Source organism: Agromyces sp. Root1464 (assembly GCF_001427265.1).
Classification (GTDB): Bacteria; Actinomycetota; Actinomycetes; order Actinomycetales; family Microbacteriaceae; genus Agromyces; species Agromyces fucosus.
Genome location: NZ_LMFU01000001.1, coordinates 68,216 through 86,606, shown reverse-complemented (window position 1 = coordinate 86,606; position 18,391 = coordinate 68,216). Strand labels below are relative to the sequence as shown.

Sequence of the window (18,391 nt, the reverse complement as noted above, 5' to 3'; positions counted from 1 at the left end):
CTGCACAGTCTCGGACCACAGGACCGGTTCCCGCCGAAGTCGTGCAGTTCTCCGCCGCTCTGGCGGGCGCGTGACGCGGGCCTACTCGACCGGCAACGCCTTCGCCGGCTGGTGCTCGATGTCGTCGACGTGCGCGCTCGGCATCGCGATGCCGCCGGCGATCGTGAGGACCGCCGCGACGAGCACTGCGACGAACACCGCCGTCGAGGCGCCGTGGATCGCCACGGGGGAGTGCTCGCCGAGGCCCGAGCGTGCGATCACGCCGTTCGCGACCGCGCCGAAGATCGCGACGCCGACCGCGCTGCCCATCGAGCGGAGGAACATGTTGGCGCCCGTGACGACGCCGCGCTCCGACCACGGCACCGACGACTGCGCGGCGATGAGCGTGGGCGAGGCCACGAGGCCGAGGCCGAGGCCCACGATGAAGCACGCGATCGCCGTGGTCCACACGTTCGGGGTGAGCGAGGCCGCCACGAGTGCCGCCGAGCCGAGCACGGAGACCGCGAGGCCGATGAGCGCGGTGCGGCGGAAGCCGATGCGGAGGAAGAGCCGGCCCGCCTGGCTCGCCGCGATCGGCCAGCCGAGGGTCAGCGCCGCCACCGCGAGCCCCGACACGAGCGGGGAGGCCCCCGCGGTCGCCTCGAGGAAGGTCGGCACGTACGAGGTCAGCCCGATGAGCACGGCGCCGACGCCGAGCGAGATGAGCGACGTCGTGACGATGAGCCGCCGGGAGAAGACCCAGAGCGGCAGCACCGGTTCGGCGGCACGTCGCTCGATGAACACGAACGCGACGAGCAGCAGTGCCCCGATCGTGAACGCGCCGATCGACTGCCAGGAGAGCCACTCCCACGCCTGTCCGCCCTCGAGCACGGCGAGGATCAACAGGGTCGACGCGATCGTCAGCACGGTCGCGCCGGCGAAGTCGATGCGGTGCTTCTCGCGCGTGACGGACTCGTGGTACGAGCGCAGCAGCATCCACCCGGCGATCAGGCAGAGCGGGATGTTCACGAAGAAGATCCACCGCCACGAGGCGAACTCGGCGAACAGGCCGCCGAGGGTCGGGCCGACGACCGAGGAGATCGCCCAGACGCTCGCGATGTAGCCCTGCACACGTGCGCGCTCGCGCACCGTGTAGATGTCGCCCGTGATCGTGATGGAGACGGGCAGCACCGCGCCGGCGCCGAGGCCCTGGATCGCGCGGAAGACGATGAGCGAGGTCATGTCCCATGCGAAGCCGCACAGCACCGAGCCGACGAGGAAGATGCCGATGCCGATCAGCATGATCGGCTTGCGCCCCACGGTGTCGGCGAGCTTCGAGTAGATCGGCACCGAGACGGCCTGGGCGAGCAGGTAGATCGAGAACAGCCACGGGAACTGCGTGAAGCCGCCGAGGTCGGCCACGATCGACGGCACCGCGGTCGCGAGGATCGTCGAATCGATCGCGATGAGGCCCGTGGCCAGCATCACGGAGATGAGCACCGGCCCACGCGCCGAACGGAATCCCACGGCAGTCGTCTCGGTCACGTTCCCCCTCGGTTCCGGGCGCGCAGCGACGCTCCCATGAAAGGCAACGCCCGTGGCGCCGATTCATTCCGCGGATGCCGCGGCTCACGATGAAGGGCACACGGCCGTCGATGCTCCGAACGGCATCGCGTGGATACCGGAACGAACTCGCCGGGTCAAGCACGTGCTCCGGCGGGCCCTGCCCACTACCGTCGATCCCATGAGGATCCGCACGAAACGCCCGGTCGCCCCGCCGCCTCCCGCCGCGGCGGAGATCACGACCGACGGCGACTCCCGCGCGCCCGAAGTGCGGATCAACGCCTTCCGCATCGGCTTCGTCGGGGCGCTGGGCGTGCTCCTCGCGGTGCTCCTCGGCGGCATCGTCGGCGAGCTCGGCACCGTGATCCTCTACGTCGCGCTCGCGCTGTTCCTCGCGCTCGGCCTCGATCCGATCGTGAGCTGGCTCCAGCGTCGAGGCATGGCGCGCTGGGTCGCGATCCTCATCGTCTTCGCCGGGGTCATCGGCATCTTCGTCGGGCTGATCGCGACGATCGTGCCGATCGTGGTCGAGCAGACGACGAACATCGTCGAGAACTGGGACGACATCGTCGCCAACGTGCAGCACAGCCCGTTCGTGACGTGGCTCAACGGCCTCACGGGCAGCGGCAACGCGATCAAGGACGCGATCGAGTCCGCGGGTGATTGGCTCGCCGACCCCGAGAACCTCGGCTCGCTCGGCGGTGGCCTCCTCGCAGTGGGCGCGGGCATCGCCGGCGGCTTCACGGGCGCCACGATCGTGCTCATCCTCACCCTCTACTTCCTCGCGTCGCTCGACTCGATGAAGCGCTACGCCGCTCGCTTCGTGCCGGCGAGCTCGCGCCCCGGCTACCGCGACGTGTCGGAGGAGATCACGGGCTCGGTTGGCCGGTACGTCATGGGGCAGGTCGGCCTCGCCACGATCAACGGCGTGCTGAGCCTCATCTACCTGTCGATCATCGGGGCGCCGGTGCCGATCCTCCTGGCGTTCATCGCCTTCCTCTTCTCGCTCGTGCCGCTCGTCGGCACGCTCACCGGCGCGATCATCATCACGCTCGTCTCGTTCGCGGCGTCGCCCGAGACCGCGCTCGCCGCCGCCATCTACTACCTGATCTACATGCAGGTCGAGGCCTACGTGCTGAGCCCGCGCATCATGAGCCGCGCCGTCGCCGTGCCCGGAGCACTCGTCGTGATCGCGGCGGTCGCGGGCGGCACGCTCGGCGGCGTGCTCGGCGCCCTCGTCGCGATCCCCGTCGCGGCGTCGCTCATCATCATCGTGGAGAAGGTCGTCTTCCCCCGCCAGGACACGATGTAGCCGATCGCATCGGCCGACCGCCGGGTGCCGGGAGTCCCGGAATGCGCCGACGCTCTGGCATGCTGAACGGATGCCCAGTGCCGTTCAGTTGATCCGGACCTCGACGCTCTCCGATGTCGCCGAATACGCTTACGCGGCGACTGCGCCGAAGGACGCGAGACTCGTCTTCCTCGCCGGTGCCTGCCCGTTGGACGACGACGGCGCGACGCTCGCAGTCGGCGATTACGTGGGCCAGGCGGCCGCATGCATCGAGACGATGACACGTGCGCTCGCCGCCGCGGGTGCCACGATCGATGACGTCATCAGCACTCGCGTGCTTGTCGCGTCGTCACGGCGCGAAGACCTGGGCGCAGTCTGGCAGGTCGTGCGCGACGCATTCGGATCCCACGACGCGCCGAGCACGCTGCTCGGTGTAACGGTGCTCGGCTGGGAGCACCAGCTGGTCGAGGTGGAAGCAGTCGCAGCAGTCGTCGACTGACGATCAGAACCAGATGCTGAGGTGCGGCGCGCGCTGCGCGGCGAACATGGCATCGGCCGCCGAGATCGAGCCCGGTGTGCGTTCGTCGACGCGTCCGGCGCGCGCGAGCACCGAGGGATGCACCCCGCCGAGGTAGATCGCGCCGAGCTCGCGCACCCCGAGGCGGATGCTTCGAACGCCCTTCGCGGATGCCGCGGCATCCGCCTGCTCGAGGGCGGTGACCTCCGCGCGGCCGGCATCGTCGACGACGAGTTCGAAGCGTCCGCCCGCGATGCCTGCGGGGTCGTCGACCTCGAGCAGGAGTCGACCGGGCGCGCTGTATCGGCGGGCCGCGAGCGCGGTGACGGGGTCGATCACGCGAAGCCACAGGTGGTCGACGACGTCGGAGAACGAGACGGCCCTGGGATCTTCGAGGAGCCAGGGGAGCGGCTCGTCGACCGATCGGAGCAGCCCTCGGGTGCCCGACACGAAGTCCTGCTCGACGAGGAAGCGCCAGAGCGCCCGCTCGGCGTCGTCGGTCGCGGCAGCGAGGAAGTCGAACTCGGCGATGCCCGGCTCGTTCGGCTCGCGCGTCACGCGGAACACGGCGAAGCCCTGCGCCTGGCCCCGCTCATCGTCGTAGCGCACGACGCGTCGTGCACGGGAGCGCTCGCTGTCGGGGTCGTGGAGGCCGAGCACCCGGTCGAGGAGGCCGGGCCAGCGGTCGATCTCGCCGGGCGTGCGCGCGACCGCCCGCCGGGCGATCGCGGGGGCCGCCTCGCGGATGGACGCCGCATCGACGAACTGCACGCGCCCCGGGGCATCCGGTCCGACCCAGTGCACCCGCCGACGGTCGACGTGGACGGTCGACGCACGTGCGGCCGGTGCGTAGCCGTACCGACCGTAGATCGTGGCCTCCGTCGCGGTCAGCATCGCGAGCGCGGCGCCGGCCGCACGTGCGTTCTGCAGCTCGGCGAGCATGAGGGCCCTCGCGATGCCGCGTCGGCGATGCGTCGGCGAGACCGTCACCGAGCTCACCGCCCAGGCATCGACGCTGCGCCCGCCGGGCACGCTGAGCCCGGTCGGCCAGCTCGAGACGGTGGCGACGGGAACGGCAGGATCGACGATGCTCGAGTCGTACACGCCATGCACCCGCCGGTCGGCGAGCACGCCGAGGTCGTAGTCGAGATCGACCTGCCGCGGTCGGGCGTGGTGGAACCCGCGGAAGTCGGCCTGGACCCATGCCGACGCCGCCGCGGCGTCGCGCGTGTCGACGAGCCGATAGTCGAGTCCCCTCGCTGCGAGCGAGGCGAGTGCCGCGGAATCGGCGGGGAAGCCCTGCAGGTCGAACGACATCAATCCATCGTAGTCGTGACGCCCAGCGGTGAGGGAAGGGCCGCCGGCCGGCCCGTACCCGCGTCAGTGCATCCGATAGTCGGGAAGGCTGTCGTCGGTTGCGAAGGTGTCGGTCATCCACATCATCGTGCGGTACATCAGGGGGTTCGCAAAGGTCCAGTCCCGCATCCGGATGCGCCCGGTCGACGGCGGAGCGAGGAACGGGCCGGCGTTGCCGGAGCGGGCGATCTTCGTGGGCTTCCGCATGCGGCGGTCGTACGCCGCGAACGCCGCCGCGTGATCACCGCCAGCGGCGATCAGTTCGCCGGCGAGGATGTACGCGCCGATGAGCGCGAGCCCGGTTCCGAATCCACCGAGCGTGTTCGCGTAGCCGGCATCGCCGACGAGCGCCGCGCGACCCCGCGTGAACGAGGTCATCCTGGTGCGCGCGAGGGCGTCGAGGTAGAAATCGGATGCCGCGCGGCTGGCCTCGAGCGCAGCGGGCACATGCCATCCGGCGCCCGCGAATGCGGATTCGAGGAAGGCGCGCTGCGACGCGATGTCGCGCCGGTCGTAGTCGGGCCGTTCGGCGCGGAAGACGAACAGGTTCGGCGCCTTCTGGCCGCCGAGGAGTGCCAGCCGACCGGGTTCGTTGTACCCGTAGGCGATGCCGCGCCCATCGGGGAGCCTCGTCTCGAGGTCATCGAGTGGGGCTTGCCCGCTCGCGACCGCGTAGTAGAACCCGCGTGTCTCGACGTACCGGTCCTCCGGCCCGAATGCGAGACGTCGTACCGCGGAGTGCACGCCATCCGCACCGATCACGAGATCGAACCGCTCGTCGGGTCGACGAGCGAAGGCGACGTCCACGCCGGCATCCGACTCGGTGATCGCGGTGATCTCGTCATCGAACACGTAGTCGGCGTCTGCGGCGGACTGTGCGAGCAGGATGCCGGCGAGGTCGCCGCGCAGGATCTCGACGTCGCCGCCGATGAACTCGCCGGGCACGACGGCGTTCACATGGTCGTTCGCGTCGACCATGCGCCAGTCCGTCTTCGCGGTCTGCCGTGCGTGCACCTCGTCGAGGATGCCCATGCGGGTCAGCAGCGCGTGGTGGGTCCGTCCCTTGAAGTCGACGGCCTGGCCGCCCGCACGGGCGGCCGGCGCCTTCTCGACGACCGTCACGTCGAAGCCGTTGCGGCCGAGCCAGCGCGCCAGCGCCGGGCCGGCGATGCTCGCACCGGAGATGAGGATCTTCGTGGTTGCCATGTGTGCCTTCCTTCGTCCATTAATTGCGTCCTACGGACACAATAACGTGATCGCGTACAGTGGACGCAATCAGTTCGGAGGAGCATCGTGACCGAGGGTGAAGTCGACGCGGCGTCGCGGGTCGCAGCCGCGGTGTTCCTCTGGGCGCAGCCGTCCGGGCGTAGGCCCGGGCCGAAGCCGAAGTACACGCTGGACGGCATCGCCGAGGCCGCGATCGCCATCGCGGACGAATCCGGGCTCGACGAGGTCACGATGCAGCGCGTCGCGGAACGACTCGGCACCACGAAGATGGCGCTCTATCGCTACGTTCCCGGGCGCGCGGAGCTCGACGCGGTCATGCTCGACACCGCACTCGGCGCACCCGTCGTAGCCGAAGAGGCGCACTGGCGCCCTGCGCTGATGGCGTGGGCCACTGGAGTCCACGATCGCGCCATGACGCACCCGTGGATCGTCGAACTCGTGCAGCGGCCGCATACGCCCGGCCCCCGCGAGCTCGCGTGGTTCGAGGCCGGTCTCGGCGCGATGGTCGAACTTCCCCTTCGCGGCGGGGAGAAGCTCGACCTGCTGACCCTCCTCGTCGGCCACGTGATGTCGCTCGTCCGCCAACGCGATTCCTCAGGCGCGCCCGAACAGCAACTCGCGACGAACCTCGCGTCGATCCTCGCCACGCGCGCCGAGCTCTATCCGTGGACGGCGAGCGCGTTCGCCGAAGCCGACGATGACGGGGCGCGCGACGACGCGCTGCGATTCGGCGTCGAGCGCGTGCTCGACGGTGTCGCTTCGCTCGTCGCCGAGCGCGCGGCATCCTCGTCATCTCGTTCCTGATCGCTGAGCACGGCAGCGCGGCGGCGCGCGCTGTGGGCGACCGGGCTCGTCGTCGGGAGAGTCGAACGGTGGCGCACCTGATCGAATGTGTGATATTCACGAATCACACAAGTTCTCACATTCGAGAGGTCGGCACATGGTTGCAGCGGCACGTCACGACGCCATTCTGAGAGAGCTCGAGCTCCGTGGCTCGTTGCGCATCTCCCAGTTGGCAGGGCGCATGGGCGTCTCGGCCATGACCTTGCGCCGGGATCTCGCCGAGCTGGAGGAACGCGGACTCCTGGTCCGTGCACACGGCGGTGCGGTCTCGAACGCCGTCGCGCAGCAGCAGGCCTCGGCGGGGGAGCGGAGCGGGTCGCCGGTACGGCGGCCGGTGGCCACGATCGGCATGGTCACGCCGTCGGCGAGCTATTACTTCCCGCAGGTCATCCGAGGCGCGAGCGACGCTGCGCGGGAGCTCAACTGCCGCCTCGTGCTCGGGACGACGAACTACTCGGAGCGCGAAGAGCTCCGCCAGGCCGAGCGCCTCATCGCCGGCGGCGTCGACGGCCTGATGATCACCCCGCGCAGCGGGCTCGTCGAGGGAACCGAGTTGCACGCGCTCCTCGTCGACGCGCCGATTCCGGTCGTGCTCGTCGAACGCAGCGTCGACGAACGACATGCCGGCCGACTCGAGTCGGTGCGCAGCGACCATGCCTACGGTGCCGAGCTCGCGGTGCGGCACCTCGTGGATCGGGGGCATCGCCGGATCGCCCTCGCTGCCCGGGAGGCGGCGACGACCACCGGCCTCACCGACGGATACGAGCGCTCCATGGCGCGTGCAGGCCTCGGCGACGAGGCGTTCCGATGGCGACTGCCCGATCCCAAGGTCGGCACGGACTCCACGATCGATGCGCTCGAGGCCTTCCTCGAGGAGTGCGGACGACGGGAGGTCACCGCGGCGCTGATGCTCGGCGACGTCGATTCCATGGCCTTCGCCGATCTCGCCGTCGAGCGCGGCATCCGGATCCCAGAGGACTTCTCGCTGGTCGCCTACGACGACGAGTTCTCGGCCTACGCGGCCGTCCCGCTGACCGCGGTCGCGCCGCCGAAGCACGACCTCGGCGACGCGGCGCTGCGACTGTGCTTCGACCGTATCCGGCAGCGGGAGGGCGCCGGGCACGCGGTGACCAGGATGGCGCTGCTGCCGACCCTGATCGAACGTGAATCGACCCGCCAGATCGCTTCCTGAATGTTCTGAAATGTTCGATATGCGCGATTTTCTTGCAGACGGTTCGTGAAGCGGGTTCAGTAGCAGGCACGCTTCACATTCACGCTTCACATTCAAAGGAGAATCCGATCATGAACCTGCGTCGCACCTCGTTCGCCGCGGCAGCGCTGCTGTCCGCCGGCGTGCTGCTGGCCGGCTGCGCGGCATCCGCCGCCCCCGAGCCCGAGCCGACCGCGGCCGAGAACCCCACGGGTGACATCACGTTCTGGTCGTCGCTCAGCGGCATGGCCGACGTCGCCGCCGCGTTCAACGCGAGCCAGGACGACATCACCGTGAAGTTCGAGGAGATCCCGAACGCCGCCAACGGCGGATACACCAAGCTCTCCGCGGCGATCGAGTCGGGCACCGGCCCGGACGTGGCCGGCATCGAGTACGTCAGCCTTCCCGGGTTCGCCGCCTCCGAGCAGGTCGTCCCGATCGACGACGTCGTCTCCGAAGACGTCCTCGGCGAGTACAGCGAGCAGGTTCGCGAGCTCGTCACCTTCGGCGACGCCACCTACGGCATGCCGTACGACGCGCCGCCGCAGATCATGTGGTACCGCCAAGACGTGCTGGACGCCGCCGGCGTCGACGTCCCGACGACGTGGGAGGAGTTCGAGGACGCCGCGCGCGCCGTGAAGGCCGCGAACCCGAACGCCTACCTCACGAGCTTCTTCACGAACGAGCCGCAGCTCGCACCGCTGTCGTGGCAGGCCGGCAGCAAGTGGTTCAGCGTCGAAGACGACAAGTGGAAGGTCGCGATCGCCGACAAGGCCAGCACGAAGGTCGCCGACTACTGGCAGAAGCTCATCGACGAGGGTCTCGTCAAGGCGCAGCTCGGCTTCAGCGACGAGTGGACGGCCGACCTCAATAACGGTGTCGTGAACGGCTGGGTCGGCGGCTCCTGGAGCGCGTCCGGTCTCAAGACCCGCACCGAGGCATCCGGTCAGGCCGGCAAGTGGATCGCCGCAGTGCCCCCGTCGTGGGGCGACGAGCCGACCGGCGCGCTCAGCGGCGGCACGAGCTTCGCGATCACCGAGAACTCGAAGAACCAGGCCGCGGCCGCGAAGTTCCTCGAGTACCTGACGACCGACCCCGCAGCCGTCGAGGCTCGTGGAGAGGTCGGCACCGCCTACCTCGCCTACCCCGGCCTCAACGAGGTCGCCAGCAAGGTCGCACCGACCGACTACTACGCGAACGACATCTACGAGGTCTTCGACGAGGCGTCGGCGAGCGTCGTCGGCGGATGGTCGTGGGGCCCCGACTACGACATCACGAACACGGCGATGCGCGACGCGGTCACGACGGCCCCGACGCTCGGCGACGCGCTCGAGCAGACGCAGTCCGCGACCGTCGACGGGCTCGAGCAGCTCGGGCTCGACGTCACGGAGTAGCAACCTCCGGTGCCGGCAGGGCCACCCTGCCGGCACCGTGAACCGAAGGGCATGACCATGAGCGTCAGAACCAGTGGGCCGAGAAGGTCCGCGACCAAGCGACGGCCGATCCAGGGCACCGGCGGCCGCACCGCGACGATCTTCCTGGTGCCGTTCTTCACCGTCTTCCTCGTCGCGATGATCGCACCGGTCATCTACGCGGTCGGGCTGAGCCTGTTCGCCGAGCAGCGGAGCGGGCTCGGATTCGGCGGCGCCGAGACGGTGTTCGTCGGCCTCGGCAACTACGCCGACGTGCTGGCGAACGACACCTTCATCGCCGGCTTCGGCCGGCTCGCGCTCTACTGCGTGCTCTACGTGCCGACGCTCCTCGGAGTCGCCCTCGGCTTCGCCCTCCTGCTCGACGCCGTCGTGGCCAAGGCCAAGCGCGCGTTCCAGCTCCTCCTCTTCCTGCCGCACGCGGTTCCCGGCGTGATCGCCGCCCTCATCTGGGCTTACCTCTACACGCCCGGCGTGAGCCCGATCGTCTCGGCGCTCGCCACGGGCGGCATCCAGATCGACTTCCTGTCGGTGCACATGGTGCTGCCGTCGATGGTGAACATCGCGGTGTGGGAGTGGGCGGGATACAACGTCATCATCCTGTTCACGGCACTCCAGTCGGTGCCGCGGGAGGTCCTGGAGGCAGCCCGTGTCGACGGTGCCGGGGAGATCCGGACGGCGTTCTCGATCAAGACCCCGCTCATCGCCCCGGCGCTCGGCGTCGCCCTGCTGTTCACGGTGATCGGCTCGCTGCAGCTCTTCACCGAGCCGAAGATCCTCTCGACGGCGACGACCGCCGTGACGAGCACGTGGGTGCCGAACATGTGGGCGTACGACGCCGCGTTCAACCGCAACAACCTGCCGCAGGCCGCTGCCGCCTCCATCATCCTCGCGCTCCTCGCGGGCCTGCTCTCGTGGGTCGTCACGCGCTTCACCTCGAAGGGGACCTCCCGATGAGCACGACATCCTCGGTCGCGCAGCCGACCTCGGCGGCGCCCCTCGCCCCCGCTGCGACCACGGGCGACCGCCCGGCTCGCCGGCGACGCCGTCCACTCGGCGGCGGGATCGGCGCCACGTTCGGCGTCAACGGCCTCCTGATCCTCGGCTCGGCGTACATGGTGCTGCCGCTGCTCTGGCTCGTGTTCGCCACGACCAAAGACGCCTCGGCGCTCTACGGCAGCGACGCGTTCACCTGGGGCGGCGCGTTCTTCGCCAACCTCGAACGCCTGCTCACCGAAGACGGCGGGATCTTCATCCGCTGGCTCGGCAACAGCGTGCTCTACGCCGCGGTCGGCGCCATCGTCGGCGGATTCGTGGCGCTCATGGCCGGGTACGCCTTCGACAAGTTCCAGTTCCGCGGCAAGAACACGCTGTACGGAACGGTCCTCATCGGCGTGCTCATCCCGAACACCGCGACGGTCATCCCGCTGTACCTGCTCGCCGCCTCGCTCGGCGTGACGAACACCATCTGGGCGGTGCTGATCCCGGCGTTCTGCAACCCGTTCAGCGTCTACCTCGCCCGGGTCTTCAGCGCCGGGTACCTGCCCGACGAGACGCTCGAGGCGGCGCGGGTCGACGGCGCCGGGCCGATCCGGAGCTTCTTCAGCATCGGCCTCCCGATGCTCGTGCCCGGTTTCGTGACGATCGCCCTGTTCCAGTTCGTCGCCGTCTGGAACAACTTCATGCTGCCGCTCATCATGCTGCAGGATCGCCAGCTGTTCCCCACGAGCGTCGGCATCTTCCTCTGGCAGAGCCAGGTGCAGCAGAACCCCGAGTACCTCCCCCTCGTGATCGCCGGTTCGTTCCTCTCGGTCGTGCCGCTCGTGATCGCCTTCGTGATGCTGCAGCGCTTCTGGCGCTCGGGCCTCTCGGCCGGGAGCGTCAAGTGATCGCGCCCGGCGTGCGGGTCGCCTTCGCCATGGCGCCCGACGTGCGCGAGCGGGTCTTCCCCGCCGCTCGCATCGCGCGGATCGAGGAGATCGCGGAGGTCGTCGGATTCCTCAGCGAGTTCGAGTCGGATGCCTCGCGCCGCGTGCTCTCCGAGGTTGACGTGCTCGTGACGGGGTGGGGCGCCCCGTTCATCGACGCCGCCGTGCTCGACGCGGCGCCGCGCCTGACGGCGGTCCTGCATTCGGCGGGCACGATCAAGCCGTTCCTGTCCGATGACGTGCTCGAGCGAGGCATCCGGGTCAGTACTGCCGCGTCCGCGAATGCGGTGCCCGTCGCGGAGTACACGGCAGCGATGATCGTCCTCGCCAACAAGAAGGTGCTGCCGATCGCCGCGCGGTATCTCGCCCTCCGCGAGGAGTTCGACGTGGAGGCGGCGTTCCCCGGCATGGGGAACTACGACAAGCGCATCGGCATCGTGGGCGCCTCGAAGATCGGGCGCAAGGTCATCGAGCTGCTGCGGGCGTACGAGCTCGACGTGGTCGTCTACGACCCGTACCTGTCGGGTGACGATGCGGAGGAGCTCGGCGTCGAGGCGGTCGGACTCGACGAGCTGCTGTCGACCTCCGACGTCGTCTCGGTCCATGCACCGTCGCTGCCGGCCACCCACGGCCTCATCGACGCGCGCGGCATCGGGCTGATGCGCGCCGGTGCGACCCTGCTCAACACCGCACGGGGCGAGATCATCGATCAGGAAGCCCTCACCGAGCGGGTCCTCGCCGGCGAGCTCTTCGCGATCCTCGACGTCTCCACGCCGTGGGTGCTCGCGGCCGATCACCCGCTGTACGGCCACGAGCACGTGCTCCTCACGCCGCATGTCGCGGGATCGCTCGGCGTCGAGCTGGGTCGCCTCGCCGACGTGGTCCACGACGAGCTCCAGCGGTTGGTCGACGGACGGGACCTCGCGCACGAGGTGGAAGTGGACCGGCTCTCGATCACGGCGTGACCCCGGCGACACGCCGATGCGGTCGCTCCCAACATCTCGGGAGCGACCGCATCGGCGTGTTCGTATCTGTGTGGATTCGTCGTTGCAAGGAAGTCTCGGAGATTCCCCTCCGTTTCGCCGTGACGGCATGAGCCCAACCGAGCAGCATGTTCGTGTTTGTGCGTTTTGTTGCAGTTTGGTTCCGAAGCGGCTTGTCTATTCACCGGCTGCACTGCTCGCCACCGGACCGAAGGAGTTCTGATGCCCGCAACCCCCACATTCACCCGCCGCCTCGCCCTGCAGGTCGGCGGCGCCGGCAGCCTCGCGGCGATCGCGGCCCTCGTCTCCGGTGGGCCGGCCCATGCCTCGGAGACGCCGTCGGTCACCCGCGCCCCCCTCGGCCCGACCATCACGGACCTGGGGCCGGCCGTCAGCCAGTTCGGCCTGATGAGCGCCGTGCTCGTCGGCGACACCGTCTACATCGGCTCGCGCAACATCGTGCCGACGGGCGTGGTCGCCTTCCACCTCCCCTCGCGCACCGTCACGGCGACGACGAGCGTGTCGACGGGGCACAGCATCCAGGCGATGGCGGCCGACCCGACCGGCAGATACTTGTACTTCGGCGTGCTCCAGAAGGCCAGCGGCCCGCAGCCGAACCTCTACCGCTGGGATCTCAGCACGCCCGACGTGCCCGCGGCCCCGATCGGGGCGATCGGCGACCGTGACGTGCGCGACCTCGCCGTCGCCCCCGACGGAGTGCTCTTCGCCGTCGGCGGCGGCGGCCCCGCCGTTGCGCCCGCCCTCTGGCAGTTCGATCCCGCGGTCGGCGTCGTCGCCAGCCTCGGCGTGCCCGACCCCGCCTCCACGCTCGCGCGCGCCGTCACGGCGACGGCCTCGGCGGTGTTCGTCGGCGGCGGCACGACGTTCGGCGGCGGCGGCAGCGCGACGCGCTCGTCGCTGATCGCCTACGACCGGGCAGCAGCCACGTTCCGCCAGGTGGCACCGGCCGAATTCTCGGCCGACCCCAGCATCCGCGACCTCGCGATCGTCGGCGACCGACTCGTGGCCACCACCGCGGCGTCGACCGAGTCGTCGAAGGTCGCCCTGATGGACCTGGCCGACCTCTCGTCGTACGCCGTCGCGACCTCGATCGGCAAGACGGCGAAGAACCTCACGAGCGACGCCGGCACCGTCTTCTTCGCGAACGAGACCGAGATCCTCACCTATTCGACGACGACCAACACGATCGACCGGCTCGACCTCGGCACGCTCGACCTCGGCGAGGTCTGGGGCGTCGACGCACGCGGCGGCAAGCTGTACGTCGTCTCGGCATACGGCTTCGTCGCCGACATCGACGTGGCGTCCCGTGCCTGGAGCACCACCGACCTCGGCGAGGCCGGAGCGCCGGTCAGCGCGCAGGCCTGCATGGGCATCGCCGTCGGCGCCGGCTACGCCTACGTGGGCGGCAACGGCGTGATCGCCCGCCACACCCTTGCGACCGGCGAGGTCGTGAACCTCCGGGCGAAGGGCGAGGCCAAGGACGCCGACGTCGTCGACGGCGTGCTGTACACCGGCCAGTACAACTCGCAGGGCATCTGGTCGTACGACCCGTCGACGGGTCAGGATGCGAAGCAGGCGGCGAAGTTCGCCTCGGAGCAGAACCGGCCGCTCGACACGACCTGGGACGCGGTCAACGGCCTGCTCCTCGTCGGCGTGCAGTCCGACACCGAGGGTGGCGGCTCGTTCTGGACGTTCGACCCCGCGAGCGGGGCCTCGACGAGCGCGATCGACCCGATCGACGACATCCAGCTCGTGCGCGCGATCGCGACGGCCGACGGCATCGCCTACCTCGGCGGTGACAACGCCCAGAAGACCGGAACGCGGGGCACCGTCGTCGCGTGGGATCCGGTCGCGGGCGCCGAGCTCTGGCGCATCGAGACCGCGCAGGCCAACGGCATCGCCGCCCTCGCCGTTCGAGGACGCCACCTCTACTGCCTGACGATCAAGGGCGCTCTCGTGGTGATCGACCGTGCACGGCGCACGATCGTGCACACGGCCGACCACGGCACGCTCTGCCCGGGCTTCGCCGCGATGGTCGAGAAGCACGGGGTCGTGTACGCCGTGTCCGACACGACGCTGTTCCGGTTCGATCCGAGGACGTTCGCCGTCACCGTGGTCGTTCCCGAGATCAACGGCGCCTGGTACAGCGGCTCGCACCTCAACGTCGACGAGGCCGGGCGCATCTACACCCTGCGCGCACGCAACCTCGTGCAGGTCGAGGACGCGCCGGTGAAGGTCGCGGTGCAGACCTCGACGCGCTCGATCGGTGGGCGCGTCGTCGTCGCCGTGCGGGCGCAGAACGGCGAGGACGTTCCCGTGGCGATCGAGTTCGAGTCGGACTTCGGCACGAAGTCGTTCCCGGCGGTGGCCCCGGGGGGCAGTGCCACGCACACCTTCACGACCCGATCGCGATCGATCGACGGCGGTGCGGTCACCGTGCGCGTCGAGGCGAGCATCGCGGATGCACCGTACGGAGCTACGATCGCGGCCCCGTACGGCGCGACCACCGCGAACTGACCGAGCAGAACGCTCATTCGACGTCGCTGCGCCCCGGTGTCTCCCCACCCGGGGCGCAGCGACAATTCAACTGCGCCCCGCGCGAGGTCAGGCGGAGACGGCGCTCAGGGCCGGGGCCACGACGGCGTCGAACGACGACGCGGTGCGGGCGACGACCTCGGGCCACGGGGTGGCCCAGATGGCCTCGTTGAAGAGCTCGACCTCGATATCGCCGGTGTAGCCGGCCGACTCGACGGCCGTGGTGAACGCGGCGAAGTCGATCACGCCGTCGCCCGGGTAGTGCCGCGCGAGCAGCACGTCGGCCGGCAGCGGCGTCGCCCAGTCGCACACCTGGTAGCTCGCGATACGACCGGATGCCCCGGCGCGCGCGATCTGCTCGAACACCTCGGGGTCCCACCACAGGTGGAACGTGTCGACGACGACGCCGACGGTCGCCGCGTCGAACGGATCGGCGAGGTCGAGCGCCTGCTTCAGCGTCGAGACGACCGCCCGGTCGGACGCGTACATGGGATGCAGCGGCTCGATCGCGAGGGTGACGCCGGCGGCTGCCGCGTCGGGGGCCAGCTCCGCGAGCGCGTCCGCGACCCGCTCGCGTGAGCCGGCCAGGTCGGTCGTCCCGCCCGGGATGCCGCCGGCGACGAGCACCAGCACGGCGGCCGAGCCGGGTGCGCCCGCGGCTGCGAGCGTCGCCGTCTCGTCGATCGCACGCCGGTTCTCGTCGAGCGCCGCGCGGCGTTCCGAGCCCTCGGGGAGCGTGAAGAACCCGCCGCGGCAGAGACTCGAGACGCGCAGTCCCGAATCGGCCAGACGACGTGCGGCCGACTCGAGGCCGACGGCCTGCACGGGCTCGCGCCAGAGTCCGATCGATTCGTAGCCGGCCTCCCGTGTCAGGCGCAGGGCCTCGTCGAGGGGCGCGTGCTTGATCGTCGCCTGATTCATCGAGAGGCGCGGGTGGGCGGTCATGCGTTGACCTCCATCGCGTGCGCCGCCGAGTCGGCGTCCGAGCTCGCGGCGACCATGGTCGCCGCGTTCGGGTCGATCCCGTTGATGCGGAGCATCCCGTGCCACCGCTCGACGGCAAGCTGCGGCTGCTCGAGTGCGCCCGACGCGTTCGCGAGCTCCACGATGCGCGACAGGTGCGGCAGGCTCCTCGCGGCGTGCAGCCCGGCGACCATCTGGAATGCGGACTGGTGTCCGTTCAGCCAGGCCAGGAACGCGACGCCCGTCTTGTAGAAGTACGTCGGGGCGGCGAACACCTGCCGGGAGAGGGCCTCTGTGGGGCCGAGGATGCGGTGGTACGCCGCCTCGTCGCCGGCGTCGAGCGCCTGGATCGCGGCCGATGCGTTCGGGGCGAGGGCCGCGAACGCGCCGAGCAGGGCATCCGAGTGCCCTGCGTCGTCACCCGCGATGAGACTCACGTAGTGGAAGTCGTCGCCCGTGTACATCCGTGCCGTGCCGGGCAGCCGGCGACGCACCGCGATCTCGGCGTCGGCGTCGAGCAGGCTCATCTTCACGCCCGAGACCTTGTCGGGGTGCTCCGCGATGAGCTCGACGAGCACGTCGGCCGCGGCCTCCGTGTCCGCAGAGCCGAAGTACCCGGCCAGCTGCGGGTCGAACGCGGTGCCGAGCCAGTGCAGCACGACGGGTGCGCTCGCGGCACCGAGCACGTCGCGGTAGACGCGGCGGTAGTCGTCGGCGTTCTGCGCCGCACGCGCCAGGTGCCGGCTCGCCATGAGCACGGCTCCGGCGCCGGCGTCCTCAGTGTGGTGGAGCTGCGCCTTGTACGCATCCGCGATCGCGTCGAGCGAGGCGTGCTCCGTCTCGAGGTGGTCGGTGTTGACGCCGACCACCACCGCGCCGCCGACCGAGGCCGCCTCGGCGGCGCTCCGCGAGATGAGCTCACGCGTGGCTGCGGCGTCGAGGCCCATGTTGCGCTGCGCGGTGTCCATCGCATCGGCGACGCCGAGCCCCCACGACCAGACGTGGTGCCGGAACGCCAGCGTGGCGTCCCAGTCGATCTCGGCCGGCCGGCCGGGCGTGTTGTCGGCGAACGGCTTCGGCACGACATGCGCGGCCGCGTAGGCGACTCGCGAGCGCAGCGGCGCGTTCGGCTTGGTGAAGGCGGGCGCCTCGGCGAGCGGCGCCGCCGCGAGCGTGCCGTTCGCGTCGAGCAGGGTGAGCGCCGACACGGTCAGCGCACCTCGGCGAGCTGCGGTGCCGCGGACTCGGCCGCCGAGGCATCCGCTGCCCCGTCGAGGGAGACGACCGGGATGTCGATGCGACGGCCGGCCTTGGAGCTCTCGAGCCCGGCTTCGGCGAGCAGCACGCCGCGCGCGCCGGCGAGGAAGTCGAACTCGTTGGGCGCGTCTTCGACGACGTGGCGGATGAACTCCTCCCACTGCGTCTTGAAGCCGTTCTCGAACTCGCGGTTGCCGGGGCTCTCGATCCAGTCGCCGGCGTAGTCGTGCGCGTCGGCGAGGTCGGGGTTCCAGACGGGCTTCGGGGTGGCGTTCCGCGGCTGGATCTTGCAGCCGAAGAGGCCGACGACGGCGGACCCGTGCGTGCCGTCGACCTGGAACTCGACGAGCTCGTCGCGGTTCACGCGGGTGGTCCAGCTCGAGTTGAGCTGGGCGATGACGCCGCCCTCGAGCTCGAAGATCGCGTAGGCGGCGTCGTCGGCGGTGGCCGGGTAGGCCTCGCCGCGCTCGTCGATGCGCGCGGGGATCTCGGTGACGGCCTTCGCGTACACGGACTCGACGCGGCCGAAGAGGTTCTCGAGCACGTAGTTCCAGTGCGGGAACATGTCGACGATGATGCCGCCGCCGTCCTCGGCGCGGTAGTTCCAGCTCGGACGCTGGGCGGGCTGCCAGTCGCCCTCGAACACCCAGTAGCCGAATTCGCCGCGCACGCTGAGGATGCGTCCGAAGAAGCCCGAGTCGATGAGGCGCTTGAGCTTCTGCAGGCCCGGGAGGTAGAGCTTGTCGTGCACGACGCCGTTCTTGATGCCGGCCTCCTCGGCGAGGCGGGCGAGCTCGAGCGCCTCCTCGAACGACTCGGCGGTGGGCTTCTCGGTGTAGATGGCCTTGCCGGCCGCGATCGCCTTCTTGATGGCCTGGGCGCGCGCCTTCGTGACGAGGAAGTCGGCGTAGATCTGCCAGCGGTCGTCGGCGAGCGCCTCGTCGAGGTTCGTCGTGTAGTGCTCGATGCCGTGCTTGGCGGCGAGGTCGGCGAGCTTCTTCTCGCTGCGGCCGACGAGGATCGGCTCGACCTGCACGCGGGTCTCGCCGTCGGCGAGGAGCACGCCGCCCTGTTCGCGGATCGCGAGGATCGAGCGCACGAGGTGCTGGCGGTACCCCATGCGGCCCGAGACGCCGTTCATGATGATGCCGATGGATTGGGGGGCGGAGTGGTCGACCATGTGCTTCGTCCTTCTCGAGTCGTCGGCCGGCGGCGAGGTGCCGTCGATGCTGCCGGAAAGCGTTTACCCGAGAGTAGAACAGAGCAGGCGGATCTGCAACATCACGGT

15 protein-coding genes are annotated in these 18,391 nt (G+C 70.0%); 9 read left to right on the top strand and 6 right to left on the bottom strand.

The features are described 5' to 3' along the window. Window positions 1-81: 81 nt before the first annotated feature. Window positions 82-1,524, bottom strand: a complete 1,443-nt coding sequence (locus tag ASD23_RS00390; protein WP_056004888.1) for an MDR family MFS transporter — start codon at window positions 1,522-1,524, stop codon at window positions 82-84. Between the two features lie 199 nt (window positions 1,525-1,723). Here ASD23_RS00390 and ASD23_RS00385 point away from each other — a divergent pair, with 199 nt between their 5' ends. Both ASD23_RS00385 and ASD23_RS00380 read left to right on the top strand, forming a co-directional pair. Further along, window positions 1,724-2,854 carry an AI-2E family transporter gene (locus ASD23_RS00385; RefSeq protein ID WP_115963006.1) on the top strand — a complete coding sequence of 377 codons (1,131 nt, stop codon included), beginning with the start codon at window positions 1,724-1,726 and terminating at the stop codon, window positions 2,852-2,854. A gap of 70 nt (window positions 2,855-2,924) precedes the next feature. Beyond that, the gene (locus tag ASD23_RS00380) at window positions 2,925-3,332 is read left to right on the top strand and encodes a RidA family protein (protein WP_056004886.1); all 408 of its coding nucleotides are present in this window, start codon (window positions 2,925-2,927) and stop codon (window positions 3,330-3,332) included. Window positions 3,333-3,335: 3 nt separating this feature from the next. Here the strand turns inward: ASD23_RS00380 and ASD23_RS00375 are convergent, their stop codons facing one another. Further along, complete coding sequence (locus tag ASD23_RS00375; RefSeq protein WP_056004884.1) at window positions 3,336-4,667, bottom strand: GNAT family N-acetyltransferase; 1,332 nt, start codon at window positions 4,665-4,667, stop codon at window positions 3,336-3,338. A gap of 63 nt (window positions 4,668-4,730) precedes the next feature. Further along, on the bottom strand, window positions 4,731-5,912 hold the full coding sequence (locus ASD23_RS00370; RefSeq protein ID WP_056004882.1) for an FAD-dependent monooxygenase: 1,182 nt from the start codon (window positions 5,910-5,912) through the stop codon (window positions 4,731-4,733). Between the two features lie 87 nt (window positions 5,913-5,999). Here ASD23_RS00370 and ASD23_RS00365 point away from each other — a divergent pair, with 87 nt between their 5' ends. The 7 genes from ASD23_RS00365 to ASD23_RS00335 all read left to right on the top strand — a co-directional run bounded on the left by ASD23_RS00365 (window position 6,000) and on the right by ASD23_RS00335 (window position 14,865). Further along, entirely contained in the window at window positions 6,000-6,737 is a 738-nt protein-coding gene (locus ASD23_RS00365) for a TetR/AcrR family transcriptional regulator (protein WP_056004880.1), read from the top strand. A 136-nt stretch (window positions 6,738-6,873) separates the two neighbouring features. Next, window positions 6,874-7,968 (top strand): substrate-binding domain-containing protein, encoded by a 1,095-nt coding sequence (locus ASD23_RS00360; protein ID WP_158556791.1) that lies wholly within the window; start codon window positions 6,874-6,876, stop codon window positions 7,966-7,968. Between the two features lie 110 nt (window positions 7,969-8,078). After that, the gene (locus tag ASD23_RS00355) at window positions 8,079-9,380 is read left to right on the top strand and encodes an ABC transporter substrate-binding protein (RefSeq protein ID WP_056004876.1); all 1,302 of its coding nucleotides are present in this window, start codon (window positions 8,079-8,081) and stop codon (window positions 9,378-9,380) included. A 57-nt stretch (window positions 9,381-9,437) separates the two neighbouring features. Further along, a complete protein-coding gene (locus tag ASD23_RS00350) occupies window positions 9,438-10,373 on the top strand; it encodes a carbohydrate ABC transporter permease (RefSeq protein ID WP_235507585.1) in 936 nt (311 codons plus the stop codon). Further along, window positions 10,370-11,305 (top strand): carbohydrate ABC transporter permease, encoded by a 936-nt coding sequence (locus tag ASD23_RS00345; RefSeq protein ID WP_056004873.1) that lies wholly within the window; start codon window positions 10,370-10,372, stop codon window positions 11,303-11,305. Before ASD23_RS00350 ends, ASD23_RS00345 begins: the two co-directional genes overlap by 4 nt. Continuing rightward, complete coding sequence (locus tag ASD23_RS00340; protein WP_235507584.1) at window positions 11,302-12,309, top strand: hydroxyacid dehydrogenase; 1,008 nt, start codon at window positions 11,302-11,304, stop codon at window positions 12,307-12,309. The genes ASD23_RS00345 and ASD23_RS00340 overlap by 4 nt, the downstream gene beginning before the upstream one ends. Window positions 12,310-12,549: 240 nt before the next feature. Continuing rightward, the gene (locus ASD23_RS00335; protein WP_157376958.1) at window positions 12,550-14,865 is read left to right on the top strand and encodes an outer membrane protein assembly factor BamB family protein; all 2,316 of its coding nucleotides are present in this window, start codon (window positions 12,550-12,552) and stop codon (window positions 14,863-14,865) included. A gap of 87 nt (window positions 14,866-14,952) precedes the next feature. Here the strand turns inward: ASD23_RS00335 and ASD23_RS00330 are convergent, their stop codons facing one another. From ASD23_RS00330 to ASD23_RS00320, 3 genes are read right to left on the bottom strand one after another with little or no spacing between them, the layout of a single operon-like run. Further along, a complete protein-coding gene (locus tag ASD23_RS00330; RefSeq protein WP_056004871.1) occupies window positions 14,953-15,828 on the bottom strand; it encodes a sugar phosphate isomerase/epimerase family protein in 876 nt (291 codons plus the stop codon). Next, a complete protein-coding gene (locus tag ASD23_RS00325; RefSeq protein ID WP_082571063.1) occupies window positions 15,825-17,054 on the bottom strand; it encodes a DUF993 family protein in 1,230 nt (409 codons plus the stop codon). The genes ASD23_RS00330 and ASD23_RS00325 overlap by 4 nt, the downstream gene beginning before the upstream one ends. 2 nt (window positions 17,055-17,056) lie before the next feature. Next, window positions 17,057-18,283, bottom strand: coding sequence for a Gfo/Idh/MocA family protein (locus ASD23_RS00320; RefSeq protein WP_056004868.1), 1,227 nt, complete (start codon window positions 18,281-18,283; stop codon window positions 17,057-17,059). Window positions 18,284-18,391: the final 108 nt, after the last annotated feature.

Bases quoted from the DNA above. Each gene is read 5' to 3' on its own strand.
- ASD23_RS00345 (WP_056004873.1), top strand. From the start codon at position 10,370: ATGAGCACGACATCCTCGGTCGCGCAGCCGACCTCGGCGGCGCCCCTC.
- ASD23_RS00385 (WP_115963006.1), top strand. From the start codon at position 1,724: ATGAGGATCCGCACGAAACGCCCGGTCGCCCCGCCGCCTCCCGCCGCG.
- ASD23_RS00360 (WP_158556791.1), top strand. From the start codon at position 6,874: ATGGTTGCAGCGGCACGTCACGACGCCATTCTGAGAGAGCTCGAGCTC.
- ASD23_RS00320 (WP_056004868.1), bottom strand. From the start codon at position 18,283: ATGGTCGACCACTCCGCCCCCCAATCCATCGGCATCATCATGAACGGC.
- ASD23_RS00370 (WP_056004882.1), bottom strand. From the start codon at position 5,912: ATGGCAACCACGAAGATCCTCATCTCCGGTGCGAGCATCGCCGGCCCG.
- ASD23_RS00335 (WP_157376958.1), top strand. From the start codon at position 12,550: ATGCCCGCAACCCCCACATTCACCCGCCGCCTCGCCCTGCAGGTCGGC.
- ASD23_RS00355 (WP_056004876.1), top strand. From the start codon at position 8,079: ATGAACCTGCGTCGCACCTCGTTCGCCGCGGCAGCGCTGCTGTCCGCC.
- ASD23_RS00350 (WP_235507585.1), top strand. From the start codon at position 9,438: ATGAGCGTCAGAACCAGTGGGCCGAGAAGGTCCGCGACCAAGCGACGG.
- ASD23_RS00375 (WP_056004884.1), bottom strand. From the start codon at position 4,667: ATGTCGTTCGACCTGCAGGGCTTCCCCGCCGATTCCGCGGCACTCGCC.
- ASD23_RS00380 (WP_056004886.1), top strand. From the start codon at position 2,925: ATGCCCAGTGCCGTTCAGTTGATCCGGACCTCGACGCTCTCCGATGTC.
- ASD23_RS00330 (WP_056004871.1), bottom strand. From the start codon at position 15,828: ATGACCGCCCACCCGCGCCTCTCGATGAATCAGGCGACGATCAAGCAC.